A 25,996-nucleotide genomic window follows, 5' to 3' on the forward strand; every position below is an offset into this window, starting at 1 on the left:
TCTGGTGGGCAGCGCCGGCCGGTGTCCCGTCTCAGGTCCGTTCGAGCCGGACCGCTGCCGCATCACGGCGGGGACGCGGGTTCTCGCTCCGCAGTTGTCACTGTACGAATCGTGTGCGGATTCCGCCCGGTGGGAGCGTCCGCTGGGATTGTAGGCCGGTCCGGGTTCCGTCCGGCGGATCGGCCGAGGGCGTGACGCCGGACGGCCAGGACCGGCTCGCCGACGAGGGGTTCGAGTGCGCCGACCCGCTGAGGCTGATGCGGGTCTTCGGCATCGCGGAGCGCACCATGGAGCTGCCCGGGGAGACGGCTTCGGCCCGGAGCGGGAGATACCCGCCCCGGGCCGAAGGCCGGAACCATCGGTGCGTACGGCGGTGTTGTCCGCACGCAGTGGGCTCAGCGGCAGAGGGCCGTTTCGGCGACGACCTCGACATGCCGCAGGGCGGCCTTGTCGGTCGGGCGGGAGGTCACGGCGATGTTGGCCGCGGTGCTGCCGTCCTCGGTGACGCCGCCGCGGGTCTCGTAGCCGGGGAAGCTGCCGCCGTGGCCCCAGTAACGGCCGCCGCAGGGCAGGGGCCTGCTGACCAGGCCGAGGCCGTAGGCGGCGCCGGGGCCGACGCTCTCGGCGGGGACGGTCTTCTTCATCTCGGCGAGCTGGGCGGGCGGGAGGAGGTCGCCGCGGAGGAGGGCGGAGAAGAAGCGGTTGAGGTCGGAGTTGGTGGAGACCAGCTGGCCGGCGGCCCAGCCGAAGGACGGGTCCGTCTCCGTGACATCGCGCAGGGGAGCGTCGGGGGTGTCGCGGTAGTAGCCCTTGGGGTGGGGTTCGCGGATGGTGGTGTCGCCGGGGGCGGGGAAGTAGGTGTGGCGCAGGCCGACGCGCTTGACGACGCGGTTGTCGATCTCGGCGGCGATCGCGTGGCCGGTGACGCGTTGGACGATCAGGCCGGCCACGAGGTAGTTGGTGTTGCTGTAGTTGAACCTGGTGCCGGGGGCGAAGTCGGCCTTGAACCGCAGTGCGTTGTCGAGGAGGTCGCGCGGCTCGTAGTAGTGGAACGAGGCATCACCCCTCAGGTACTCCGGGAGCCCGCTGGTGTGCTGGAGGATCTGGCGGACGGTGATGTGCCGCCCGTCGATGCCGTCCCCGCGCACGAGGCCCGGCAGGTAGGTCTCGACGGGCGCGTCGAGGGCGATCTTCCCCTCCGCGGCCAGTTGCAGGACGACGACGGCGCTGAAGGCCTTGGTGTTGCTGCCGGCCCGTACCTGGCCGTCGACGGGGACCTTCTCCTTGGAGGCGAGGTCGCCCACGCCGGCGGTGTAGTCGCGGGCGCGGCCGTTCCCCTTCTCGACGTTCGCGAGCGTGCCGACGATGCCGTCGTCCCGCACCAGTGCGTCCAGGCCCTGCTGGACGGTGTCCGGCCTCGGTGCCGCGAACGCCGTGGTGGTGGGGGCCAGCACGCCCGTGGTCAGGGCGCCGACGGCCATCGCGGCCACCAGGGCCTTGCGGTGCCGGGGCGGGTGGACGGTCTGCCGTGCCTGCTTGCGCATGTGTCAACTCCGGTTGTTCGTCCAGGAGGTCGGCGGGTCTCGCCGTTGCCCCAACCCTCTCCGGAGCCGGCCACCTGGGACGATGCCGCTACCCACCCGGTCGTGGGTGGGGTTGTCCCCCGGCATCCGCAGGAATGACGGGTTCACGGCAGTACGGCCACCGCTGCCACGTCCACGGGACGGTCGTCGTAGCCGGGCACGGTGAGGCCGAGCACGGTGCTCGGACTGGCGGACACAAACGCACCTGGGCCCTGAGCGGATGTCACATGACGCGCTTCATCGTGATCACGTGGTGTTTGAAGGGCACGGTGTCGCGGCCGTGCGCAGTGCGGACGACGACGTCGGCGGCGTTCTCGGCGGCGCGGGGGACCAGCCCGACGACCGGCATCGCAGGCACCTCGACGGCCTCCAGTCATGGGCTCGGGCCGCCGCCCGGAGTGGGCGGCGGTGCGGCGTGGTCGAGCCGGAAGAGCCCAAGGGGCCGTCCTGCTCGATCTCATGACGGAACGTCAGGCGGGATCCTGCTGCCGGAATTGGCCCACAGCGCACCGGCGGGTGGCGCCAAGGCCGTGCGTACGGTCGACAGCCGCTGCCCAGGCAGGAGCCGACCGGTGCCTTTCGCGCGCAGCGGCCGCGGGCGCGCCACGGTCCGGTACGGATGCCCCGCCGGGCGTCCGTACCGGACCGTTCGGAGGTGTTCAGCCGACCTGGAGGAGGATCTTCCCGCCGACGCCTGCGCGCAGTGAGTGGAGCGCGTCGACGATGCCGTCCAGGGGCAGCTCCTGCACCCAGCCGGTGGTGTCGTAGACCCCGTCGGCCATGGCCGCGATGACCGCGTCGAACTCCTCGGGCCGGTATCCGACCGCGCCGACGATCTCCGTCTCGGTCATCATGAGCCCCGTGGGCTGGAACTCCATCGGGTGTTCGTGCAGCGCGGTGACTACCAGCCGGCCGCCGGGGACGAGGGCCGCCAGGGCGGCGGTGACCGCCGGACCGGCACCCGCGGCGTCCACCGCGACGTCCACGCCCCTGCCGTCGGTGAGCGAGGCGAGGGCACCCGCGAGGTCCTCGTTCACCGGGTCGACGACCGTTCCGCCCAGGCCCGCGATGATCGCCCTGCGGTCCGCGCTCGGCTCGGACACCAGCACCCGTTCCACGCCGCGGGCCTTGAGCGCGAACCAGGCGCCGATGCCGATCGGTCCGGCCCCCGCGACGAGCGCCGTACCGCCCGGCTCGACGCCGCTGCGCGCGACGGCGTGCCAGCCCACCGCCATCGGCTCGGCCAGCGCGCCCAGCCGTAGGTCCACGCCGTCCGGCAGCACGTGCAGCTGCGACGCGTCGAAGGTGGAGAACTCCGCCAGGCCACCACCCTCCACGTTCGACCCGAGCGACCCCATCAGCCGGCAGGAGAAGGGCAACCCCCTGTGGCACGCCGCGCACTCGCCGCAGGAGACCGCCAGCGGGTAGACGGCGCCGCGGTCGCCGACCTTCACGTCCGTCACGCCCTCGCCGACCTCGACGACGGTGCCGGAGAACTCGTGGCCGAGGATCTGCGGCAGGGCGGCACCGGTCAGGGGGTGCGGGCGGTGCACGTCGAACGGCAGCGACTCGGGATAGAAGTAGAAGTGGAGGTCGGAGCCGCAGATGCCGGCGAACGCGTTGCGCAGCTTCACCTGCCCGGGACCGGGACCGGGCTCCGGCACCTCCTCGATGCGGAGGTCTTCCTTGCCGTGGAACCGTGCTGCTCTCATGCTTCGCCTTTCCTGGGACTTTCCATGCCGACCGGGACCGCCGGTCGTCGTGCCCGCGCCGTCGCGAACCGGATCGGGAGCCGGCCGCACCGGGCGCGGGGCCGGACGGCGGCGGGCGGGAACACCGGTCGTCGGATCCCGCCGTTCCCCGCCACGCGGTCGCGCCGTCCGTCCCATCGTCGGGTGCCCGGCATGCCGCGGGCCACCGCCGGACGCGGCGGAATCCGAGAGTCTCGCCCGCCATCCGCGCGCCCGGGGCCACGGCGTCCGACCGGGCCCGGCACGCGGCGGCCCGGCCGGAGCCGACGGCGCAGGTAGGGTCACCAGGTACGTGAGGGAGTAGAGATGCATGAGCTCATCGGCCGGATCGGTGCCCTGGACCCACGGGCGGCCGAGGCCCTCAAGGTGGTCTCCTACTTCGACACGCTGATCACCGGGGACGTCGGCCTGGACGGCCTCCTGCGCGGGGCCGCCGCCCTGTCCGGCACCGTGGCCGGTGCCGAACGGCACGGTCGGACCAGTCGGCGCGATCCGGAGGGCCGGCTCCTGGACGGCACCGCCGGCCGGGAGGCACGGACCCTGGTCCGCCCCTGTTCGAGCGGCAGCGTGTGGCTGGAACGGGAGGGCGGCGAGCACCTGAGCGACGCGGTGATCGTCGAGCGCCTCGCCTTCGCGGTCGACCTCCTCGACCTGCGCCGCGACGCGGGCGGCGCCCTGGAGACCGGCCTCGACGCGGCCCGGACGGTCAACGAGCGCATGACCGCCCTGGCCAGGCTGCGCCTGGCCGCGGGCACGCGGATCCGGCTGATCGCGACCGGCGTCGACGAGCGGGTGCCCGGCCCGCCGTCGGCGGTCCTGCCGACCCGCTACGGGATCCTGCGCGCGACCCTCGACACGACAGGAAGCGTGCCGCTCCCGGGCCGGGCCGGCCTGGGCCCGTGGGTGCGGGCCGACCGGGCGCCCGCGTCGTGGGACGGCGCCGTCGTCGCGCTCCGGCTGACCACCGAGGCCACACCCGCCGTCGACGCGACGGACCTCGGTGCCATGCTCATGCTCGCCGAGGCCCACGACCCCCACGCCCCGCACGACGACGTCCGGGCATTGCTGCGGCTCGACGCCCGCTCGGCCACGGTCCTGCGCGTGCTCGTGGAATCGGACAGCGTCCGCGCCGCCGCGGCGGAACTCGGCATGCACCACTCCACCCTGCAGGCCCGGCACGAGGCGCTGACCCGCGACCTCGGCTACGACCCGCGCACGACGACCGGTCGGATGCGCTACATCGCGGCCGCCCTCCTCCAACGCCTCACCGACCCGGATCCGGACCCGAAACCGGCCCCGGGACCGGGCTGAAGGAGCCGGTCAGCTCCCGGAGCGCCGCAGCAGGTAGGTGTCCATGATCCAGCCCTTGCGCGCGCGGGCCGACTCGCGCAACTCGCTGATCCGCGGGGCGGCTTCGGCGAGCGGACCGGCGACGAGGATCTCGTCGGGGGTGCCGAGGTATGCGCCGTAGCGGATCTCCAGCCCCTCCGGGTCGATCCCGGTGAAGGCGGCGCGGCCGTCGAGCATCACCACGACGTCGTCCACGCCCTCGGGGAAGCCCTCGGCCAGCCGGCGGCCGGTGGTGATCTGCACCGGGCGGCCGACCCGGGTCAGCGTGGTGCGGTGGCGGGCCGCGAGCGCGGAGACGCTGCTGATGCCCGGGACCACCTCGTAGTCGAAGCCGACGGCGCCGCGGGCCAGGACGTCGTCCACCACGGCGATGACGCTGTCGTAGAGGCTCGTATCCCCCCAGACCAGGAACGCGCCCGTCTCGCCCTCGCCGAGGTGCTCGGAGAGCAACTGCTCGACCAGGTCGGCCCGGCGGACGCGCCAGTCGTCCACGGCGGCCGCGTACGCGGGGGTGGTGCGGTCCCGCTCCGCGTCCGGCGCCTCGACCACCCGGTGGCCTGGCCGGCCGTGCTCGGCCAGCATCCGGCGGCGCAGCCGGATCAGGTCCTGCCGGTCCTCGTTCTTGTCGAGGATGAAGAAGACGTCCGTGTGGGCGAGCGCCTTGACCGCCTGCAGGGTGAGGTGGTCGGGGTCGCCCGCGCCGATGCCGATGACGAAGATGTGCCGCATGGGAGGCATTCTGCCGTCCGGGACGCCCTGGTCGCGTCGGCGGCCGGGAGGGGCGCGTCGCGATGTCGGGCGGCGGCCACCGTGATGTCACGTTCGAACCCTTGACCGGATCTTTTCCGTATCGCCATGATGGGCCGTCATGTTGTGACTCCGCCGCTGGGGGAAGTCCGGTTCGAATCCGGCGCTGGCCCGCAACGGTAGGCCGCCGGCTCCTGGTCGGAGGCGAGCCCGAGTACCCGTCGGCGGAGGTGTGTCGTCCCTCCTCCCGTCGTGGTCCGCGGGCCGGAGCCCCGAGGGCCGCCCCGGCTGTCGCCGCCGCCCTCCGGGCCCCTGCGCGCGGGCCCGGAAAGGTCACCATGCCCACGCTCCGCCGCGCCCTCGGTCTGCTCGCGATACCCGCCGTGGCGCTCGCCACCGCACTCCCGGCGGCCACCGCCGCCCACGCCGCGCCCGAGAACGCGCCCGCCGCCGCGACCTCGTCCCCGACGGTCCGCCCCGACGCCGCCGCGGGCGGTTGGCTGGCCCGCCAGCTCGTCGACGGCGACCACTTCGAGTCCGTCTTCAACGGGACCGCCTACCCCGACCAGGGCCTCACCATCGACGCCGTACTGGCCTTCGCCGCCTCGCGCGGCTCCGACGAGGCCGCCGCGAAGGCCACCGCCTGGCTGGCGAAGCCCGAGATCATCGGCGGCTACCTCGGCGACGGCACCACCGAGGCCTACGCGGGCGCGACCGCCAAGCTGCTGCTCGCCGTCGAGGTCCGCGGCGGGGACCCGACGGCCTTCGGCGGCGTCGACCTGCCGGCCCGCCTGCGGTCGCTGCAGACCGCCGAGGGCCGGTACTCCGACCGCTCCCAGTGGGGCGACTACAGCAACGCCTTCGGCCAGTCCCTCGCCGTGATCGCCCTGCACCGCACGCCCGGTGGCGCCCCGGCGGCGGCCGTGGACTTCCTGGCGAACAGCCAGTGCGCGGACGGCGGCTTCCCGCTCTCCTTCGGCCAGGCCGCCTGCACCAGCGACGCCGACGCCACCGCGCTCGCCGTCCAGGCCCTCGCCGCCACCGGCCGCGCCGCCAAGGCGAACACGGGCCTGGGCTGGCTCACCGCCCACCAGAACGCCGACGGCGGCTTCGCGGCCGCCGGGGCGACCGCCTCCAACGCCAACAGCACCGGCCTGGCCACCCAGGCGCTGCTCTCCGGCGGACGCCTCGGCCCTGGCCTCAAGGCGTGGGGCCGGCTGGTGAAGCTCCAGCAGGGCTGCTCCGCCGACCCGGCGGTCCGCGGTGCCGTCGCCTACGACGCGACCGGCTTCAACGCGGGCAACGGGGCCCGGGCCACGGCGCAGGCCGTCCTCGGCCTCGCGGGCACCCCGCTGTCCACGCTCTCCGCCTCCGGGGCCGCTCCCGACGCCCCGACCCAGGCCTGCCCGCCGGCCCCGGCCACGCGCTGAACCACGTTGAAACCGTGAGGAGTTCACCGATGGGCGACACCCCCACCCCGGCCCGCCGTACGCTCGGGTCGATCGCCGCCGCGGCGGCCCTCACCGCCGGACTGCTCGGCGTCTGCGCCGTCCAGGCCCCGCAGGCGCGGGCGGCCGCCTGCGGCGGCACCACCGGCGTCACCGTCGTGGTCGACTTCACCGCCGTCGGCGGCGGCATCCAGACCGGCTGCGCGCCCGGCGACCCGGCCAGCGGCCTGGCCGCGCTCACCGGCGCCGGATTCTCGTACGCCTTCCACCCGCGCTACCCGGGCTTCGTCTGCACCATCAACGCCCTGCCGACGGCCTGCACCAACCCGACCGGCAGCGCCTACTGGTCGTACTGGCACGCCCAGCACGGCGGCCCCTGGTCGTACAGCACCCTGGGCGCGGGCAGCTACGACCCGGCCCCCGGCGACGTCGAGGGCTGGTCCTTCGGCGCCGGCGCGCAGCCGGGCACCACCGCGCCCTGACAGGCGGAGGGCCACCGGCGCCCCGCCCCCTTCTCCGGAAGGGGCCGGGGCGCCGGTGCCCCCGTCCTGCGTCGCGTCGTGCGGTCAGCCGCCGTAGCGCAGCGAGACGGTGTCGCCGAGGTGGACGGTCGCGGCCCGGGCGGCCGGGGTGGCGGTGGCGCCGTCCAGGCTGAGCTTCCAGGTGGAGGAGCCGGCGTTGGCCGTGCCGTTGAGCGCGGTGACGGTGCCGCCTCCGGTGGACGGGGTGACGGAGGTGACGCAGCCGCTCGGGGTCGCGGTGGCGGCCGCGTCGAGGACGTCGCCGAGGGTCGTGGTGGTGCCGGTCGGGGTGAGGGTGACGGCGCAGACCCTGAGCGCGCCGGTGCCGTCGTCGACGACCAGCGGGAGCCGGGCGGCGGTGCCGGCGGTGAAGTCGGTGGTCGCGGCCCAGGCGGGCTCGCCCGCGGTGGTCGGGGCGGGCGGGGTGGCGGTGAACCCGGCACCGGCGACGGCGCGCAGGCCGTCGACGGAGGCGTAGGCGGACGGGCTGGTGTCGGTGGGAAGGTACTTGAAGCCGCCGCCGGGCTTGAACTGCTGGGAGATCAGGAAGTCGACCGGGGTCTTGCCGGTGCCGCTGGTGAAGTCGGTGCCCTGGGGGTTGATGCCGCAGGCGTTGAGGCCGGACACGGCCCAGCCGTTGGAGTCGGTGTTCACCCCGAACATGGCGTTGAAGGCGCCGGAGGAGGCGAGCTTGCCCTTGAGGAAGTTCTTGGCGGCGACGACCGTGGAATCGGTGTTGGGCACGCCGGCGGTGCAGAGGGAGGCCATGGCGGCACCCGTCATGTCGATGTCGCTGCCCTGGGCGAGTGCCGTCGGGTCGCCCGCGGCCTTGCTGTAGTTCCAGCCGCCGTCGTTGTGCTGGTTGGCGCGCACGGCCGTGACGGAGGCGTCGAGCAGCGGCTGCGGGGCGCGCTGGGCGCCGGCCTGGGTCCTGGCGCCGGCGAGGGCGAGCAGGCCGAAGACGGTGCCGTTGAAGTTGGCGGACGGGCCGTAGTAGCCGGGTTCGGCGGTCTGCCAGTAGGCGGTGAGGTCGGCGAGGAGGTTGCGGCCGGGGCCGACGCGGGCGGGGTCGATGCCGGCCGCGTAGGCGTTGAGGACGGCGCGCTCGTAGTCCGTGGCCACGGGTGAGGTGCCGGGCCAGCCGGGGGCGGCGAGCTGGTTGCGGTAGACGAGGCGGGCGTTCTTGCCGGTGTCCCCGCCGGGGGTCACGTCGGCGGCGGCCGTTCCGGCGGCGGCGAGCGCGCTGAACGCCCACTCGTTGGAGAGTCCGCCGCCGGTGACGTAGCTGCCGTCGGCGGCCTGGAGGGACTTCAGGTACGTGACGCCGGTGCTCTTGGAGGTGGCTATCTGGGCCGGGGTGGCCGTCGCGTGGGCGGGGACGGCGGAGAGCAGCAGGGCGCCGGCCGTCAGCGCGACGGTGGTCGCCGAGGCGGCGCGGGACGGGGTGCGGAGGGGCACGGGACAGGCTCCTTGGGGTGGCGGGCGCCGACCCTGCCCCGGGACTCCCGCGTCCGCTCGGGGCGCGCGACTGCCGGAGCGGTCGCCGCCCGGATCGCGTGGGCCGGCATTCGCCGTGGTGCATGGCCGGGCGGGCATTCGGGCTCGGGACGGTACGGTCACCGCCCCACACCGCTGCGCGTCAGCCCCGGGTTCGCACCGGGTTCCCCCGCTCGGCCACCGCGGACGCTACCGCACAGGTCCGTCGCCCGACGAGGTGATGTGATCGACCTGACGACCCGTTGACTCTCCGTCGGTCAGCGTGGTCTGATGAACCGATTTTTTGCCCTCGGCATTCAGGGGAAGCCGGTCCAACTCCGGCGCTGACCCGCAACCGTGGACCCACCTGAGGGTGGGTGAGCCGGAATGCCTGGACCGGGGGTCTGTTCACAGAGCACTTGCGTCGTCGCGGACTACGACGCGGTTTCGACGGCCCCGTGCCCGCGGGCGACCGTCGGCTGCGCCGTCGCCTCGCGTGTCGACCGACCAGGGAGTCGTCGTGAGGGTCAGCAGCAATCGCACACGTCACAGGAACCGGGACCTCGCCTCGCTGGTGGTCGCCGGCACCGTTGCGGCCGCCGCCTGCGGCACGGTCCTGCTCGGGTACCCGGGTACCGCCTCGGCCGACCCGATCGAGCAGTGCACGGCGACGACGGGCGCGATCGTCGCCGTCGACTTCACCCACTGGGGCGGCGGCGTCGTCCGGGGCTGCGACGCCCACCCCACGACGGGCATGAACCTGCTGCACAACGCCGGCTTCACCACGACCGGCACCGAGCACGACGGACCGGCCTTCATCTGCCGGCTCGGGACCGGGACCTTCAACGGCGGCGCCCAGTACCCGACACCGGCCGAGGAGCCGTGCGTCAACACCCCGCAGGCCACCGCGTACTGGTCGTACTGGATCGCCGAACCCGGCCAACAGGCCTGGTCCTACAGCCGGTTCGGGGCCGGCACGCAGAAGCCCGAGCCCGGCGAGGTCGAGGCCTGGGTCTACGGCGGTACGGACATCGGCGGAACCAGCGGGGCGCCGAACTTCACCCCGGACTCCGTCCGCGCCAGGAACGGCGGCCCCTCGCCCTCCGCCTCCCCTTCGGCAACCCCGACCGCGAGTCCGAGCCCCACCGGATCCCCCTCCGCCACGGGCGACCCGGCGGCCGCCGCGGCCTGGCTGGCCGGCCAACTGGTCGGCGGCGACCACATGGAGAACTGGGCCGCCCCGGGGCCCGACTACCCCCGGACCGCCCTCACCGCCATCGCGCTCGCGGCGGCGGGGACGCAGGACCCGGCGCTGCGCAAGGTGGTCGCCTTCCTCGACGCCCAAACCGACGCGTTCCTGCACCCCGACGGGCCGACCGGCGCGCCGGACACCAGGGCCGCCGCCCTGCTGGCCCTCGTCGCCGAGAGCACCGGCCGCGACCCGCGCGCCTTCGGCGGGCGGGACCTGGTCGCCGCGCTCACCGGCCACGTCTGCACGGGGGCGGGGGAGAACGGCAGGTGCACCGCCGCCGGGGACTTCCTCGGTGCGTCCTCGCCCTGGGTCCAGTCCCTCGGCGTCATCGCCCTCCAGCGCGCCGGCGTCACACCGCCCGCCCCGGCCCTCGCCCGGTTCGCGGCCTTCCAGTGCGCCGACGGCGGCATGGCCGGTTCGATGATCGTCGCGGGTGACCACTGCGAGTCCGACCCGTCCGCCACCGCGATTGCCGCCCTCGCCCTGCGGACCGCCCCCGGCTACGAAACGGCCGCCGGGAAGGCCGCCGACCAGCTCGCGGCGAGCCAGCAGTCCGACGGCTCCCTCCTCCCGTACCCCGGCGCCCCCGGCGACACCACCAGCACCGCGATCGCCGCCCAGGTCTTCCGGGCCACCGGCCAGGACGCCCACCGGGCCGCCGCCACCGCCTGGCTCGCCGCCCGCCAGGGCAAGGACGGCGGCTTCGGCCCCGACGAGTCGACCACCGACCCGGACGCCGTCGCCACCGAGCAGGCCCTCCTGGCCCTCACCGGCACCGACCTCACCACCGTCCGGCACAACCCGGACGGCCCCACCACCACGCCGACCCCGCCCGCGGGGAGGAAACCCGACGCGGCCAAGGGGAGCGCCTACCTCACCGACCCGGCCCGGCTGATCGACGGCCACTACTACGAGGGCTTCCCGGCCTTCGCCGACTTCGGCCTGACCATCGACGGGGCCTACGCCCTCGCCGCGACCGGCACCGACGACGCCGCGCTGCGCCGGATCGTCGACTTCCTCGATCAGCAGGGCAAGGACGCGAGCGAGCGCACCGTCAACGACTGGACCGCGATCGGCACCGAGTACGCCGGCGGCGGGTCCATCGGCAAGGAGGCGCTGCTCGCCGAGGCCGTCGGCCGCAACCCGCGGGACTTCGGCGGCCACGACCTGATCGCCGCCCTCGCCGCGCTGGTGTGCGCCAAGGCCGACGCGACCATCGGCTGCGCCGCCCCGGGCAACTACGCCTACGCCACCTCCGTCTTCTCCCAGGCGCTCGCCGTCATGGCCCAGCTCCGGGCCGGGGAGTCCACCGGCGCCGCCCCCGCGATCGCCTACCTGAAGGGCCTCCAGCACCCGGACGGCTCCTGGCCGAGCCTGATCCCCGCCACCGGCGACTCCGACGTGGACAGCACGGCGATGGCCGTCATGGCCCTCGCCCTCGTCCCCGGGGACGAGGCCGCCCGGGCGGTCGACCAGGGGCTCGGCTGGCTCGCCGCGCGGCAGCTGCCCGACGGCGGCTTCCCCGGCGCTTCCGGCGACTCCACCAACTCGGCCGCGCTGGCCGTCCAGGGCATGACGCTGCGCCAGGCCGCCTACGGTGGACAGATCGCCAAGGCGCTCGACTTCCTCGCCGGGCAGCAGAACGGCGACGGCGGGTTCAACGTCGCGGCGGCCGGGCAGCGGGGGTCGGACGTCCGCGCGTCCACGCAGGTGCTGGGCGGTGCCACCGGCATCTCCTTCGGGACGCTGTCCCGCGACCTCGCGGGCACGCCGACGCCTACTTCCACCGGGACGCCGACCACCACCCCGACGGGAACGCCCACCCCGACGGTCAGTCCCACCGGGACGCCGACCGGCACCCCGGCGGGCTCGCCCACGACGACCGCGCCGATCCCGGCCACCGACACCCCTTCGTCCGGCGGCATCGACACCCCGAAGGGTGACAGTGCCGCCGGGGCAGGGGGCGTGACGGTGCGGACCGGTTCAGGCGGCCTGGCCAGTACCGGAAGCCAGGCACTGGCACTGACGGCGGGAGCCGGCGCGCTGACCGCGCTCGGCGCCGGGGCCGTCCTCGTCGCCCGTCGTCGCACCGCGGCCGCCCCGGGGCGTCACCGGTGAGCCGGGGACTCGGCACGCGCCTCGCCCGGCTGTCCGGGGCGGCGTCGCTGACCTTCGCCCTCGCCTTCGGCGGCGTCGCCGCGGGCACCACCCCGGCCGCCGCGACCCCGTTGCCGATCGAGCAGTGCACCACCACCTCCGGTGCCGTACTCGCCGTGGACTTCGGCAAGTGGGGCGGCCCGCTGCTGCGCTCCTGCGGAACCACGCCCACCACCGGGTTCACCCTGCTCAACCAGGGCGGTTGGAAGACCACCGGCACCGGCCACGACGGCCCGGCCTTCATCTGCCGGATCGGCTACAGCGGCTTCCAGGGCGGCAAGCAGTACCCGACGCCGGACCAGGAGAAGTGCGTCCTGACACCCCCGGCCACCGCGTACTGGTCGTACTGGCACGCCGATCCGGGCCAGAACGAGTGGTCCTACAGCCAGCTCGGCGCGATGCTCTACCAGCCGAAGCCCGGCAGCGTCGACCTGTGGATCTTCGGCGGCACCAACGTCGAGGGCACCGAAGGCCGTCCGACGATCTCGCCGGACAGCGTCCGGGCCCACAACTCCAGCCCGGGCGGGCAGCCGGCCGACCCCGGCCAGGGCACGACGGGCGGCTCTGGCGGAGCGGCGGGCGGATCCGGCAGCGGGTCGACGGGTGGTGGTGCCGGGACGACCGGCGGCAGCGGCTCCGGCGGATCCACCGGCACGACCGGCGGCGCCGGGACCGGACGGGCCCCGGCCCCCGCCGCACCCCAGCCCGGCGGAGCCCGTCCGCCCGCGTCCGCCGCGACCCCGGGGACGGACCCCGCCGCCACCCCGGGGGACGGCAGCACCCCGTCGGGTGCGCCCGACCCCACGCCGGTGCCGGCCGAGCCGTCCACCGCCCCGCCGACCGACGCCCCGAGCGACCAGTCGACACCGCAGACGGCCGCGGCCGAGGCCGGGCCCACGTCCGCGGCAGCCGTGCCCGGCGGGGTGGTGGACGCCAACCCGGTGGCCGACGCCCCGCACGACTCCGGCTCGATGGTCCCCGCCGTGCTCGGCTCGGTCCTCGTCGTGGCGCTGGGCGTGGCCACGGTGGTGGCCGCCCGGCGCCGCCGCCGACGGGCCGAGTGATCCGGTGGGCACGCTCGACAAGCGCGAGTCCGGCTCCCCGCAGCGCGCCCCCGGGCGGGTCGCGGGGGGCCGGCGCATCCCGCGCAACCTCCACCCGCTGGCCTGGTGGGCCTGGGCGCTGGCCCTGGCGACGGCGGCCAGCCGCACCACCAACCCGCTGCTGCTCCTGCTCGTCCTCGCCGTGCTCGGCTTCGTGGTCACCGCCCGCCGCAGCGAGGCCCCGTGGGCGCGCGGGTTCACCTACTACCTGTGGCTGGCCCTGACGGTGGTGGCGATCCGGGTGGTCTTCCGGTGCGTCTTCGCCACCGGCGTCACCCCGCACGACCACCTGCTCTTCTCCCTGCCGCACATCCCCACCCCCGCCTGGTACGCGGGCATCGAGATCGGCGGCCCGGTCTCGCTGGAGGCCACGCTCTCGGCGGCCTTCGACGGGCTGCGGCTGGCCTGTCTGATCTGCTGCATCGGCGCCGCGAACACCCTGGCGAACCCCAAGCGGGCGCTGCGGGTGCTGCCCGGGGCCCTGTACGAGCTGGGCGTCGCCGTGACGGTGTCGCTCAGCGTCGCGCCCCAGCTGGTGCAGAGCGTCCAACGCGTCGCCCGGGCACGGCGGTTGCGTGCCGGGCGGCGCAAGGGCGTCCGTGCTCTGCGCAGCATCGTGGTGCCGGTCCTGGAGGACGCGCTGGAGCGTTCGCTCAGCCTCGCGGCCGCAATGGACTCGCGCGGCTACGGGCGTTCCGGCACCGCCTCGCGCCGCTCCCGCCTGCTGACCGGCGCGCTGATGCTGCTCGGCATGTGCGGCCTGTGCGCCGGGGTGTACGGGCTGCTGGACGGGACGGCGCCGGCCGCGCTCGGCCTGCCCGCCTTCCTCGCGGGGGCCGTGCTCTGCGTGGCGGGTCTGCTGCTCGGCGGGCGGCGGGTGCGGCGCACCACCTACCGGCCGGACCGCTGGCGGGCCGCCGAGTGGGGCGTGGCCGGCTGCGGGGTGACCGCCGCCGTGCTGCTGTTCGCCACCGTCGGCTACGACGCCACCGACCTCAACCCGTCGCTGTACCCGCTGACCTGGCCGACGCTGCCGCTCGTCCCGGTGCTCGCCCTGCTGCTGGCGGGGGCGGCCGGGATCGTCTCGCCGCCGCCCGGCCGGACGCCCGGACCCGCCGCCGGGCCGGGGCCGCGCCCGGCCGCACGTCCCGACGCCGCCCCCACCGACCGCACCGACCGCACGACCTCCGAGGTGAGCACGTGATCCGATTCGACCGGGTCGGCGTGGTGTACGACGGCGAGAGCACGCCCGTCCTGCGCGACGTCGACCTGCACATCCCGGAGGGCGAGCTCTGCCTGGTGGTCGGCCGCACCGGCGTCGGCAAGTCGACCCTGCTCGGCGCCGTCAACGGACTGGTGCCGCACTTCACCGGCGGCACCCTGCGCGGCCGGGTCACCGTGGACGGCCGCGACACCGCCCACCACCCGCCGCGCGAACTCGCCGACGTGGTCGGCGTGGTCGGGCAGGACCCGCTGGCCGGCTTCACCACCGACACGGTGGAGGAGGAACTGGCGTACGTCATGGAGCAGTTGGCGATCCCGCCGGAGACCATGCGCAAGCGGGTCGAGGAGACCCTGGACCTGCTCGGCCTGGCCGACCTGCGCCACCGGGCCCTGTACGAGCTCTCCGGCGGCCAGCAGCAGCGCGTCGCCATCGGCTCGGTGCTCACCGCGCACCCGCGCGTCCTGGTGCTGGACGAGCCGACCTCCGCGCTCGACCCGACCGCCGCCGAGGAGGTGCTGGCCGCGATCACCCGGCTGGTCCACGACCTCGGCGTGACCGTCCTGCTGGCCGAGCACCGCCTGGAGCGGGTCGTCCAGTACGCCGACCGGGTCGCCTACCTGCCCGGCGACGGGACGGTCGTGCACGGCCCCCCGGCCGAGGTCTTCCGGGACACCGCGATCGCGCCGCCCGTCGTCGACCTCGGCCGACTGGCCGGCTGGCGGCCGCTGCCGCTGTCCGTCCGGGACGCCCGCCGGGCCGCCGCGCCGCTGCGGGAGCGGCTCACGGACCTGCCGGTTCCCCCGCCGCGCCGGGCAGCGGTGGCGGGGGAGCCGGTGCTGGAGGCGACGGGGGTCGTCGTCCGGTACGGGCCGGTGGCCGCCGTCCGGGACGTCCGGCTGGAGCTGCGGGCGGGCGAGGTCACGGCGCTGATGGGCCGCAACGGCTCCGGCAAGTCCTCGCTCCTGTGGGCCCTCCAGGGCTCCGGGCCCCGCCAGGGCGGCAGCGTGAAGGTCACCGGCGCCGGGGGCGGCCCGGCCGCGGACCCCAAGCGGCTGCCCGCGGCCCGGGCCCGGCAGCTGGTCGGGCTCGTCCCGCAGACCCCCACCGACCTGCTGTACCTGGAGACGGTCGCCCAGGAACTCGCCCAGAGCGACCTCGAAGCCGACGGCGCCGGCGGGCCGACCGCCCGGCAGGTCGTCGACCGCCTGGCCCCCGGGATCCCGGACGGCACCCACCCCCGGGACCTCTCCGAGGGGCAGAAGCTGGCCCTCGTCCTGGCGATCCAACTCGCCGCCGCACCAAGGGTCGTGCTGCTGGACGAACCCACCCGGGGGCTCGACTACCAGGCAAAGGAGGCGCTCACCGGCATCGTCGACGCCCTCGCCGCCGAAGGCCGTACGGTCGTCGTCTCCACCCACGACGTCGAGTTCGTCGCCTCCGCCGCCGACCGCGTCGTGGTGATGGCCGAGGGCGAGATCGTCGCCGACGGGCCCACCGCCGAGGTCATCGTCGCCTCGCCCACCTTCGCCCCGCAGACCGCCAAGATCCTCGCCCCGCTCGGCTACCTGACGGTACGTCAGGTCGCGGCGGCCGTGGAAGCGGTGGAGGCCGCCCGGTGACCGCCGTCCGGATCCCCGGCCGGGCCCGCGTCGTCGTCGCCCTGGCCGCCTTCATCGGGCTGGTGGCCTTCACCTGGCCGTTCGTCGTCGCGCCCGGGCGGTTCGGCTCCAACTACGCCCCGCCGCTGATTTTCGGCGCCCTGCTGGTCCTGGTGCTCGCCGTCGTCATCGCGGAGATCTCCGCGGGCGGCATCGACGCCAAGGCCCTCGCCATGCTCGGCGTCCTGTCCGCCGTCAACGCCGGACTCCGCCCGCTCGGCGCCGGGACCGCCGGAGTGGAGACGGTCTTCTTCATCCTGGTGCTCGCCGGCCGGGTCTTCGGCCCCGGCTTCGGCTTCACCCTCGGCTGCACCTCGCTGTTCGCCTCCGCGCTGCTCACCGGCGGCGTCGGCCCCTGGATGCCGTACCAGATGTTCGGCTGCGCCTTCGTCGGCATGCTCGCCGGACTGCTGCCGGGGGCCGGACGGCGCTGGGAGGTGCCGCTGCTGGCCGGGTACGGGGCGTTCTCCGGCTACCTCTTCGGCTTCCTGCTGAACCTCTCCTTCTGGCCGTTCTCCACCGGCCCGAACAGCTCGATCGCCTACCTGCCGGGCCTGCCCTTCACCGAGCAGTGGCACCGCTACCTGCTGTTCGACCTGGCCACCTCGCTCGGCTGGGACACCGGCCGCGCCGTCACCACCTTCACCGCCGTGCTCCTCGTCGGGCCGGCCGTCCTCACCGTCTTCCGCCGCGCGGCCCGCCGCGCCAACTTCGAGCCCACGGTGCGCTTCGAGGCCCCGCCCGGCCCGCACGCCCCATCCGGCCAGGACGCCACGCCCGGCCCGGACACCACGGTGGGGCCGCCGACCGCCGCGCGGCCCACCGGCCCGGCGCACCCCTGAACCGAAAGGCCGACCATCGTGCCCAAGCCCGCGAAGCACCGGACGATGACGCTGGACGGGGTCGAGGTCGTCGTCCTGACCCCGGAACAGCACGCCGCACTGGAATCCGCCCGCCGCCAGCTGGGTGGAGCGCAGGCGCAGGTCGCCAGGATGAGGTCCGACCTCCAGCGGGGACGGCAGCTGCTGGGCGAAGCCGAACGGCTACTGGCGGGCATCCCCGCCGACCAGCGCGCGCGACTGGACGCCCGGCTGGGGCCGGGATGCGAACTGGCCGGACTGCTCGCGGACATCCGCGCCGCCCTGCCCGGCACGCCGGACACCCCGACGCGGACCTGACCACCGGCCCCGCGGGCCATGGTGGCGTCCCACCATCCGGACGGGTTCCGAGATTTCCGCGCCAGGCCCGGCGCTTTGCCCCTAAGCTGACGGTGCAGCTGGTTCGCCCTGTCCGCCAGGCAGGGCGTCGCAAGAGGGAACCCGGTGACGCCTTTCGACTGGCCAGTCCGGGACTGCCCCGCAGCGGTGAGTGGGAACGACCGCCGTCATACGCACTGGACCCGGGACGGGTCTGGGAAGCGACGGCCAGTAGGTGTCCGCCCTTCACGGGACGGACGCGCCCGCGAGTCCGAAGACCTGCCACTGCCCGCCCGCGGACGACCCGCGCGCGGCTATCCGGTGACCTCGTGGGCGGGTCGGCGACCATACCAGGCGGACCAGGCCCGTACGTTCCCGTGACGGCCGCCGCCGGGTACGTCATCCCTTCGCGCCCTCGTGCCGTCTCCGGGTACCTGAGGAGAACAGACTCGCGAAGGAGAGTCCCTTGACCACGAAGTCCGCAGCCGCGGCGAGCGTCGCCACCGCGTACGGCTACCCCCGCCAGGGCCGGGGCCGGGAGCTCAAGAAGGCCATCGAGGGCTACTGGAAGGGCTCGGTCACCGCCGAGGTGCTGCTGGCCACCGCCGCCGACCTGCGCCGGGGGAACTGGCAGCAGCTCGCCGACTCCGGCGTCGAAGAGGTCCCGACCGGTGACTTCTCGCTCTACGACCACGTGCTGGACACCACCGTCGCCGTCGGCGCGATCCCGCCCCGGCACCGGGACGCGGTCGAAGCCGACCCGCTGGACGGGTACTTCGCCATGGCGCGCGGCAACCAGGACGTCGCCCCGCTGGAGATGACCAAGTGGTTCGACACCAACTACCACTACCTGGTCCCTGAGTTGGGCCCGGACACGGTGTTCACGGCGAACCCGGCCAAGGCCGTCGGCGAACTGCGCGAGGCGCTGCTGCTCGGCCACGCGGCCCGGCCGGTGCTGGTCGGGCCGGTCACCTACCTGCTGCTCGCCAAGCCGGCGCCCGGGGTGGCCGCCGACTTCCAGCCGATCACCCTGCTGGACCGGCTGCTGCCCGTCTACGCGGAGCTGCTGGCCGGGTTGCGCGCCGCCGGCGCCGACTGGGTGCAGCTGGACGAGCCCGCGCTGGTCCAGGACCGCACCCCGGCCGAGCTCAACGCCGCCGCCCGCGCCTACCGCGAGCTGGGCGCCCTCACCGACCGGCCCAAGCTGCTGGTCGCCAGCTACTTCGACCGGCTCGGCGACGCCCTGCCGGTCCTGGCGAAGGCCCCGATCGAGGGTCTGGCACTGGACTTCACCGGCCCGGCCGCGGCCAACCTGGAGGACCTCGCCGCCGCCGGCGGCCTGCCCGGCAAGCGGCTGGTGGCGGGGGTGATCGACGGGCGCAACATCTGGATCAACGACCTGGAGAAATCCCTCACGACCCTGGCGACCCTGCTGGGCCTCGCCGACACCGTCGACGTCGCGCCGTCCTGCTCCCTGCTGCACGTGCCGATCGACGCCACCCTCGAACGCGACATCGACCCGCAGATCGCCCGCTGGCTGGCCTTCGCCAAGCAGAAGGCCGCCGAGGCGGCGCTGCTCGCCCGCGGCCTGCGCGAGGGCACCGGCGCGATCGCCGCCGACCTCGCGGCCAACCGGGCCGACCTGGCCTCCCGCGCGGGCTCGCCGATCACCCGCGACCCGGCGGTGCGCGCCCGGATCGCCGCCGTCACCGACGCGGACGCCCGCCGCGCCCAGGCCTACCCGCAGCGGGCCGAGGCCCAGCGCGCCCGGCTCGGCCTGCCGCTGCTGCCGACCACCACCATCGGCTCCTTCCCGCAGACCACCGAACTGCGCGTAGCCCGGGCCGACCTGACGGCCGGTCGGATCGACGGCGCCGCGTACCAGGAGCGGATGGAGGCCGAGGTCCGCGAGGTCATCGCGTACCAGGAGAAGGCCGGCCTGGACGTCCTGGTGCACGGCGAGCCCGAGCGCAACGACATGGTCCAGTACTTCGCCGAGCAGCTCACCGGCTACCTGGCCACCCGGCACGGCTGGGTGCAGTCCTACGGCACCCGGTACGTGCGCCCGCCGGTCCTCGCCGGGGACATCTCCCGTCCGCACCCGATGACCGTCGACTGGTTCCGCTACGCGCAGGGCCTGACCGACCGTCCGGTCAAGGGCATGCTCACCGGCCCGGTCACCATGCTCGCCTGGTCCTTCGTCCGCGACGACCAGCCGCTCGCCGACACCGCCCGCCAGGTCGCCCTCGCCCTGCGCGACGAGGTCGTCGACCTGGAGGCCGGGGGCGCCGCCGTCGTCCAGGTCGACGAGCCGGCCCTGCGCGAGACCCTCCCGCTGCGGGCCGCCGCCCGCCCGGCGTACCTGGACTGGGCCACCGAAGCCTTCCGCCTGGCCACCTCCGGCGTCCGCGCCGACACCCAGATCCACACCCACATGTGCTACGCCGAGTTCGGCGCCATCATGACGGCGATCGACGACCTCGACGCCGACGTCATCTCCCTGGAGGCGACCCGCTCCCACATGGAGGTCGCCGGCGAGCTGGCCGAGGCGGGCTACCCGCGCGAGGTCGGCCCCGGCGTCTGGGACATCCACTCCCCGCGCGTCCCCAGCACCGAGGAGGCCGTCTCCCTGCTGCGCGCGGGCCTGGCCGCGATCCCGGCCGAACGCCTCTGGGTCAACCCGGACTGCGGGCTGAAGACCCGCGGTTGGACGGAGACCCGGGCCTCGCTGGAGAGCCTGGTCGGCGCCGCCCGCCTGCTGCGCGAGGAACTCGCCGGCTGACGCGGCCGGGCGGGGACTCTTCCGCCGGTTCGGTACGCCCGCCACGGCATGCGGGCCGCGTCGCGGCGCGGCCCGCATGCCCGTTCAACCGGACCGGGGCAGGCCGAGGTTCTGGTAGATCTCGGTGGTGACCGTGGAGAAGTTCATGGTCATGAAATGCAGCCCGGGGACGCCCTCGGAGAGCAGCCGGTGGCACATGGCGGTGGCGTGCTCGATGCCGATGGAACGTACTGCGGCGGGATCTTCCTGATGCTCCAGCATGCGGTCGGAGAATTCCGTCGGAATGGCTGCGGTACTCAGGGTCGGGATTCGGCGCAGTGACCGGATGCTGGTCACCGGCATGATCTCCGGAATCACCGGAATATCGCATCCGGCCTTCTGGAGACGGTCACGGAAACGGAGGTATCCGTCCACCTCGAAGAACATCTGGGTGATCGCGTAGTCGGCTCCGGAACGGCACTTCGTGACGAAGTGCCGGATTTCCGAGTCCCAGTCCGGTGACCGCGGGTGCATTTCCGGGAAAGCCGCCACCCCGACGCAGAAGTCGCCCGAGTCCTTGACGAGGTGAACCAGGTCGGCGGCGTACTCGACCCCGCCCGGATGCCGGACCCAGGGGCCCGGGGGGTCGCCCGGTGGGTCGCCGCGCAGGGCCAGGATGTTCCGTACTCCCTGGTCGGCGTAGTGCCCGAGGATGTTCCTGAGCTCGCCGACGCTGTGGCCGACGGCGGTCAGGTGCGCGGCCGGGGTGAGGGTCGTCTCCTGGGCGATGCGGCCGGTGACGTTCACCGTCCGCTCCCGGGTCGAGCCGCCCGCACCGTAGGTCACCGAGACGAAGGTGGGGGAGAGCGCCTCCAGCCGGCGGATCGCGTTCCACAGTCCGGCCTCCGCCTCGGCGTTCCGCGGCGGCATGAACTCGAACGAATAGGAACGCTTTCCGGTGGCCAGGAGATCGCGGACGGTCGCCGCCCGGTCGGTGCGTGTGGAGGGTTTCCCGAGTGTCATGACAGGACGGTATACGCCCGCTCGGAATGGCGTGGTGGAAAGTCCACAGTGTGATACGCGGGTTTTCTCCGGCCGCGATCGAGGGCGGTCGGAAGTGGTCGCGAAACGGCCTCCGGAGGCTGCACAATAGGGCCATGGAAAGACATGCGTACGCCCTTCCCGGACTTCCCGACTGGGGTCGCTGCGCGGTCATGGGAATCCTCAACGTCACCCCGGACTCGTTCTCGGACGGGGGATGCTGGCTGGACCCGGGCCGGGCGGTGGAGCACGGACTGGCGCTGGCCGCGCGGGGCGCCGACATGGTGGACGTGGGTGGCGAGTCGACCCGCCCCGGCGCCCGCCGGGTGCCGGTCGAGGAGGAGCTCGCGCGGGTGCTGCCGGTGGTGCGCGGACTCGCCCGGCAGGGCGTCCTGGTGAGCATCGACACGATGCGCGCCCGGGTCGCCGAGGCGGCGGTGGACGCCGGGGCCCGGATCGTCAACGACGTCAGCGGCGGCCGGGCGGACGAGGCCATGGCCAAGACGGCCGCGCGGGCCGGTGTGCCGTTCGTCGTCATGCACTGGCGGGGGCAGTCCCAGGGGATGGACGACCTGGCCGACTACGGGGACGTCGTCGCCGAGGTGGTCGCCGAAGTGGGGCGCCAAATGGACGCCGTGGTGTCGGCCGGCGTCGACCCGGAGCAGGTCGTCCTCGACCCCGGCCTCGGCTTCGCCAAGGGCCGGGGCGACGACTGGGCGCTGCTCGCCGCCCTGGACGCCTGGGCCGTGCTGGACCGCCCGCTCCTGGTCGGGCCCTCCCGCAAGCGCTTCCTCGGCGAACTGCTCGCCGACCCGGCCACCGGCGAGCCCCGCCCGGCCCGGGAGCGGGACGACGCGACCTCGGCCGCCGCCGTCCTGGCCGCCGCGCAGGGCGCCTGGGCCGTACGGGTCCACGAGGTGCGGGCGGCCGCCGATGCCGTGCGGGTCGAGGCGGCCGTGCGGGCCCACCGGGCGACCGCCGGCCGGGTGCCGGTGTAGGCCTTCGCAACCATCCGGGGAAGAGAAGACCGGGGAAGAACAGAGAAGAGGGGTGCGTCGCACCATGGCACGTCCCGTCGGGCGCAAGATCTTCGCCCACGCCAAGCTGCGCCGGCTGCGCCGCGAGCACGGCATGAACCAGGTCGAGCTGGCCCACGAGCTCGGCATCTCGACCAGCTACCTCAACCAGATCGAGCACAGCCAGCGCCCGCTCACCGCCGCCGTGCTGCTGCGGATCGCCGAGGTGTTCGGCGTGGACCCGGAGTTCTTCTCCGAGGCCGACGAGGAGCGCCTCGCCGCCGACCTGCGCGCCGCCCTCGCCGACGAGGCGTGCGGTGCTCCCGTCCCGGTGGAGGACGTCGCGGAGGTGAGCCGGGACCACCCCGACGTGGCCCGGGCGCTCGTCGCGCTGTACCGCCGCTACCGGGAGGCGGCCGCCAGGGTCGCCGATCTCGGCGACGCCGCCGGGACCGCCGCGCTCAGCCCGGCCGAACCCCACGACGAGGTACGGGACTTCTTCTACACGCACCACAACCACATCCCGGCCCTGGAGGAGCAGGCCGAGCGCACCGCGACCGCGCTCGGGGCGACCACGGCGGGTGGCCTCGCCGCCGCGCTGGCGGCCGCACTCGGCGAGCGGCACGGCGTGCGGGTGGTTGACGCGGACCACCGGCGGCAGGCGGAGATGCGCCGGTTCGATCCGGTGAGCGGCACCCTCCGCCTCTCCGCGTGGCTGACCGACGGTCAGCGGGCCTTCCAACTGGCCACCCAGCTCGCGCTGCTGGAGCACCGGCCGCTGCTCGACGCGCTGGTCTCGGCGGCGGGGCCCGACCTCACCTCGCCCCAGGCAGCGGACCTCGCCCGGATCGGTCTCGCCACCTACTTCGCCGGTGCGCTGCTGATGCCCTACTCGGCCTTCCACGCCGCCGCCGAGGAGCTGCGCTACGACATCGACCTGCTCGGCGCCCGCTTCGGGGTCGGCTTCGAGACGGTCTGCCACCGGCTGAGCACCCTGCAGCGCACCGGCCGCCGGGGCGTGCCGTTCTCCTTCCTGCGCGCCGACCGGGCGGGCAACATCTCCAAGCGGCAGTCCGCGACCGACTTCCACTTCTCCCGCCTCGGCGGCACCTGCCCGCTCTGGACGGTCTACGAGGCCTTCTCGGCGCCGGGGCGGATCCTCACCCAGATCGCCGAAATGCCGGACGGCAAGCGGTACTTCTGGATCGCCCGCACCGTCACCCACGGCGGCTTCGGCCACCGCGCGCCGCGCAGCGAGTTCGCCGTCGCGCTCGGCTGCGAGCTGCGCCACGCCCACCGCCTGGTCTACGCCGAGGGCATCGCCCTGGACGGCCGGGAGACGGCCACGCCGATCGGCCTGGGCTGCCGGATCTGCGAGCGCACCGACTGCGCCCAGCGGGCCCGGCCCCCCGTCGGCGGCCGACTGCTGGTGGACCCGGACCGGCGCACCAGGGTGCCGTACCCGGTCGTGGCCGAGGGTCGTGACGGCGATCGGGAGGGGCGCCGCTGACCGGTGCCGCCGAGACGTCGCACCGGCGGCGGGCGGCGGGCAGCACCCGGGTGCCGCGGTCGGGCGACGGCGACGGACCCGGCACCGTGCCGCCGACCGTGTGGCCCTGGGGCCTTCCGGGTGGTGATGTGGGTCCCTCGGGGTGAACGCCGGGAGGGGGCGTCAGGCCCGGGGGGACACCCAGAAAATGTCAGATCATCAGATTGTCTCGCGAAGGCTGATCCTGGCCGCGGCCGGGTTGTCGGTCCTCGGCGCCGCAGGGTGCGGGGGAGCACGGCGGGCCGGGGAACCCGGTACCGCGCCGAGAGGGAACGCCGGGCCGCCGCCCGCGGCCGCGCCCCCGGCGGCCGCACCGGAAGCCGCACCGGCGGCCGCGCCTGAAACCGCCCCGGAAACCGCGCCGGAGGCCGCCCCGGAAGCCCCCAGGGTGCTGACCGAGGCGGAGAGCCGGCCGCTGTTCGAACTCGCGGAGGAGGGGAAGGTGGTGGCCCTCACCATCGACGACGGTCCCCATCCGCGCCACACCCCCGACGTCCTGGCGCTGCTGGAGAAGCACGGGATCCGGGCGACGTTCTTCCTGATCGGCGAGAACGCGGCCGCCCGTCCCGACCTGGTCCGGGAGATCGCGGCGCGGGGGCACCGCATCGGCAACCACACCTGGAGCCATCCGGACCTCCGTCACCTTCCCGACGACGCCCAGGTGCGGGAGGAGCTGACGCGCACCTCCGACCTCCTCGCCGGGATCACCGGCAAGTCGCCCGTCTGGTTCCGGGCCCCGGGCGGGGACTGGGCCCCGAGGACGCTCAGGACGAGCAGGGAGCTCGGGATGCGGCCGATGGGCTGGACGGTCGACCCGGAGGACTGGGCAGAGCCGGGGACGGACGTGATCCTCGGTCGGCTCACGAAGGAGATGCGCCCGGGAGCGATCGTGCTCACCCATGACGGCGGGGGCGACCGTTCGCAGACGGTGGCCGCTCTCACGCGCTTCCTCCCCTCACTGATCGACTCCGGCTACCGCTTCACCACCCCGCGGGCCTGACCGGACGGCGGTGCCGGTCTCCTACGCGGAGGCCGGCACCGGCCGCTGTTCCGGGCCGTCGTAGGAGGCGAGCGGGCGGATCAGGGCGTTGTGGGCGAGCTGTTCGGTGATGTGGGCGGTCCAACCGGTGACCCGGCTCAGCACGAAGAGCGGGGTGAAGACCGGGGTGTCGAAGCCCATCAGGTGGTAGGCGAGGCCCGCGGGGTAGTCGAGGTTGGGGTGGATGCCCTTGCGGTCCAGCACCGCCTCGCGCAGCGCCGCGTGCAGGGCGGCCAGCCGGGTCGTCCCGGGGTCGGCCGCCAGGGCCACCAGCTCGTCGAGGGCGGCCTGCATGATCGGGACGCGGGAGTCGCCGTGCTGGTAGACCCGGTGGCCGAAGCCCATGATCTTCCGCCGGGAGGCGAGGGCGTCGTCGAGCCAGTCGGCGGCGCGGGCCGGGTCGCCGATCTCCTCCAGCATGTGCATCACGGCCTCGTTGGCGCCGCCGTGCAGCGGGCCCTTGAGCGCGCCGATCGCGGCGGTGACGGCGCTGTAGAGGTCGGAGAGGGTGGAGGTGACGATGCGGGCGGTGAAGGTGGAGGCGTTGAAGCTGTGCTCGGCGTACAGCACCAGCGAGACCTCGAAGCAGCGGACCACCTCGGGGGCGGGCACGGCGCCGAAGCACATGTGGAAGACGTTCTCCGCGTACCCGAGGTCCGGGTCCGGGGCGATCGGGGCGAGGCCCCGGCGACGGCGCTGGTCGGCGGCGACGACGGTGGGCAGTTTCGCCAGCAGGGTCAGGGACTTGGCGAGGTTGGACGCCGGGCGGCCGTCGTCCTCGGTCGGGTCCTCGGCGCCGAAGAAGCTGACGGCGGTGCGCAGCACGTCCATCGGGTGGCAGGTCTCGGGCAGTTTCGCCAGCAGCTCGGCAGTGGTGCGGTCGAGCGGGCGCAGGGCGCGTTCGCGGGCCCGGAACTCGCGCAGCTGGGCGCCGTCGGGCAGTTCGCCGTGCCAGAGCAGGTAGGCGACCTCCTCGAAGGAGCGGTGGGCGGCGAGGTCCTGGACGGGGTAGCCGCGGTAGGTGAGGGAGTTGGTCTCCGGGATGACGGTGGAGATCCCGGTGGTGTCGACGACGACACCGGCGAGGCCGCGGTGGATCCCGGGTGCGGTGGTGGGCATGGCT

At 74.6% G+C, this 25,996-nt stretch carries 20 protein-coding genes and 4 riboswitches; of the genes, 13 read left to right on the forward strand and 7 right to left on the reverse strand.

Annotated elements, in window-relative coordinates:
- Nucleotides 1-395 precede the first annotated feature (395 nt).
- The 3 genes from ACFVXH_RS18060 to ACFVXH_RS18070 all read right to left on the reverse strand — a co-directional run bounded on the left by ACFVXH_RS18060 (nt 396) and on the right by ACFVXH_RS18070 (nt 3,295).
- Nucleotides 396-1,544, reverse strand: a complete 1,149-nt coding sequence (locus ACFVXH_RS18060) for a serine hydrolase domain-containing protein (protein ID WP_387824712.1) — start codon at nt 1,542-1,544, stop codon at nt 396-398.
- Nucleotides 1,545-1,806: 262 nt separating this feature from the next.
- The gene (locus ACFVXH_RS18065) at nt 1,807-1,932 is read right to left on the reverse strand and encodes a hypothetical protein (protein ID WP_387824715.1); all 126 of its coding nucleotides are present in this window, start codon (nt 1,930-1,932) and stop codon (nt 1,807-1,809) included.
- Between the two features lie 310 nt (nt 1,933-2,242).
- Entirely contained in the window at nt 2,243-3,295 is a 1,053-nt protein-coding gene (locus ACFVXH_RS18070) for a 2,3-butanediol dehydrogenase (RefSeq protein ID WP_387824718.1), read from the reverse strand.
- A 345-nt stretch (nt 3,296-3,640) separates the two neighbouring features.
- Here ACFVXH_RS18070 and ACFVXH_RS18075 point away from each other — a divergent pair, with 345 nt between their 5' ends.
- On the forward strand, nt 3,641-4,645 hold the full coding sequence (locus tag ACFVXH_RS18075; RefSeq protein ID WP_387824721.1) for a hypothetical protein: 1,005 nt from the start codon (nt 3,641-3,643) through the stop codon (nt 4,643-4,645).
- A 9-nt stretch (nt 4,646-4,654) separates the two neighbouring features.
- On the opposite strand, the gene cobF is transcribed toward ACFVXH_RS18075, so the two are convergent.
- Nucleotides 4,655-5,413 (reverse strand): precorrin-6A synthase (deacetylating), encoded by a 759-nt coding sequence (cobF, locus tag ACFVXH_RS18080; RefSeq protein ID WP_387824724.1) that lies wholly within the window; start codon nt 5,411-5,413, stop codon nt 4,655-4,657.
- Between the two features lie 118 nt (nt 5,414-5,531).
- A riboswitch (cobalamin riboswitch) is annotated at nt 5,532-5,672 on the forward strand.
- A 97-nt stretch (nt 5,673-5,769) separates the two neighbouring features.
- Between cobF and ACFVXH_RS18085 the strand changes: the two genes are divergently transcribed.
- Both ACFVXH_RS18085 and ACFVXH_RS18090 read left to right on the forward strand, forming a co-directional pair.
- Entirely contained in the window at nt 5,770-6,861 is a 1,092-nt protein-coding gene (locus ACFVXH_RS18085) for a prenyltransferase/squalene oxidase repeat-containing protein (RefSeq protein ID WP_387824726.1), read from the forward strand.
- Between the two features lie 29 nt (nt 6,862-6,890).
- Entirely contained in the window at nt 6,891-7,361 is a 471-nt protein-coding gene (locus ACFVXH_RS18090) for a flagellar hook-length control protein FliK (RefSeq protein ID WP_387824729.1), read from the forward strand.
- Between the two features lie 84 nt (nt 7,362-7,445).
- Here the strand turns inward: ACFVXH_RS18090 and ACFVXH_RS18095 are convergent, their stop codons facing one another.
- Nucleotides 7,446-8,858, reverse strand: a complete 1,413-nt coding sequence (locus ACFVXH_RS18095; RefSeq protein ID WP_387824732.1) for a hypothetical protein — start codon at nt 8,856-8,858, stop codon at nt 7,446-7,448.
- A 132-nt stretch (nt 8,859-8,990) separates the two neighbouring features.
- Nucleotides 8,991-9,067, reverse strand: a riboswitch (cobalamin riboswitch).
- Nucleotides 9,068-9,145: 78 nt separating this feature from the next.
- Nucleotides 9,146-9,290, forward strand: a riboswitch (cobalamin riboswitch).
- A gap of 106 nt (nt 9,291-9,396) precedes the next feature.
- Between ACFVXH_RS18095 and ACFVXH_RS18100 the strand changes: the two genes are divergently transcribed.
- The 7 genes from ACFVXH_RS18100 (at nt 9,397) to metE (ending at nt 20,249) form a co-directional block, all read left to right on the forward strand.
- Nucleotides 9,397-12,246, forward strand: coding sequence for a prenyltransferase/squalene oxidase repeat-containing protein (locus ACFVXH_RS18100; RefSeq protein ID WP_387824735.1), 2,850 nt, complete (start codon nt 9,397-9,399; stop codon nt 12,244-12,246).
- Nucleotides 12,243-13,349: a hypothetical protein gene (locus tag ACFVXH_RS18105; protein ID WP_387824738.1), complete on the forward strand. Its 1,107-nt coding sequence runs from the start codon at nt 12,243-12,245 to the stop codon at nt 13,347-13,349. Before ACFVXH_RS18100 ends, ACFVXH_RS18105 begins: the two co-directional genes overlap by 4 nt.
- Before the next feature lie 4 nt (nt 13,350-13,353).
- Entirely contained in the window at nt 13,354-14,592 is a 1,239-nt protein-coding gene (locus ACFVXH_RS18110; protein ID WP_387824741.1) for a CbiQ family ECF transporter T component, read from the forward strand.
- On the forward strand, nt 14,589-16,232 hold the full coding sequence (locus ACFVXH_RS18115) for an ABC transporter ATP-binding protein (RefSeq protein ID WP_387824744.1): 1,644 nt from the start codon (nt 14,589-14,591) through the stop codon (nt 16,230-16,232). The genes ACFVXH_RS18110 and ACFVXH_RS18115 overlap by 4 nt, the downstream gene beginning before the upstream one ends.
- Complete coding sequence (locus ACFVXH_RS18120) at nt 16,229-17,113, forward strand: ECF transporter S component (RefSeq protein WP_387824747.1); 885 nt, start codon at nt 16,229-16,231, stop codon at nt 17,111-17,113. Before ACFVXH_RS18115 ends, ACFVXH_RS18120 begins: the two co-directional genes overlap by 4 nt.
- An 18-nt stretch (nt 17,114-17,131) precedes the next feature.
- Complete coding sequence (locus ACFVXH_RS18125; RefSeq protein WP_387824750.1) at nt 17,132-17,449, forward strand: hypothetical protein; 318 nt, start codon at nt 17,132-17,134, stop codon at nt 17,447-17,449.
- Nucleotides 17,450-17,531: 82 nt separating this feature from the next.
- A riboswitch (cobalamin riboswitch) is annotated at nt 17,532-17,769 on the forward strand.
- A 164-nt stretch (nt 17,770-17,933) separates the two neighbouring features.
- Complete coding sequence (gene metE, locus ACFVXH_RS18130) at nt 17,934-20,249, forward strand: 5-methyltetrahydropteroyltriglutamate--homocysteine S-methyltransferase (RefSeq protein ID WP_387824753.1); 2,316 nt, start codon at nt 17,934-17,936, stop codon at nt 20,247-20,249.
- A gap of 84 nt (nt 20,250-20,333) precedes the next feature.
- Here the strand turns inward: metE and metF are convergent, their stop codons facing one another.
- The gene (gene metF / locus ACFVXH_RS18135) at nt 20,334-21,251 is read right to left on the reverse strand and encodes a methylenetetrahydrofolate reductase [NAD(P)H] (RefSeq protein WP_387824756.1); all 918 of its coding nucleotides are present in this window, start codon (nt 21,249-21,251) and stop codon (nt 20,334-20,336) included.
- Between the two features lie 134 nt (nt 21,252-21,385).
- On the opposite strand from metF, the gene folP reads away from it, so the two are divergent.
- The 3 genes from folP to ACFVXH_RS18150 all read left to right on the forward strand — a co-directional run bounded on the left by folP (nt 21,386) and on the right by ACFVXH_RS18150 (nt 24,834).
- Entirely contained in the window at nt 21,386-22,267 is an 882-nt protein-coding gene (gene folP, locus ACFVXH_RS18140) for a dihydropteroate synthase (protein WP_387824759.1), read from the forward strand.
- 64 nt (nt 22,268-22,331) lie between these two features.
- A complete protein-coding gene (locus ACFVXH_RS18145; RefSeq protein WP_387824762.1) occupies nt 22,332-23,795 on the forward strand; it encodes a short-chain fatty acyl-CoA regulator family protein in 1,464 nt (487 codons plus the stop codon).
- Between the two features lie 427 nt (nt 23,796-24,222).
- On the forward strand, nt 24,223-24,834 hold the full coding sequence (locus ACFVXH_RS18150) for a polysaccharide deacetylase family protein (RefSeq protein ID WP_241852960.1): 612 nt from the start codon (nt 24,223-24,225) through the stop codon (nt 24,832-24,834).
- A gap of 21 nt (nt 24,835-24,855) precedes the next feature.
- On the opposite strand, the gene ACFVXH_RS18155 is transcribed toward ACFVXH_RS18150, so the two are convergent.
- Complete coding sequence (locus ACFVXH_RS18155; protein WP_387824764.1) at nt 24,856-25,992, reverse strand: bifunctional 2-methylcitrate synthase/citrate synthase; 1,137 nt, start codon at nt 25,990-25,992, stop codon at nt 24,856-24,858.
- Nucleotides 25,993-25,996: the final 4 nt, after the last annotated feature.

The sequence above is a fragment of the Kitasatospora sp. NPDC058184 genome (genome assembly GCF_042883725.1).
Taxonomy (GTDB): Bacteria; Actinomycetota; Actinomycetes; order Streptomycetales; family Streptomycetaceae; genus Kitasatospora.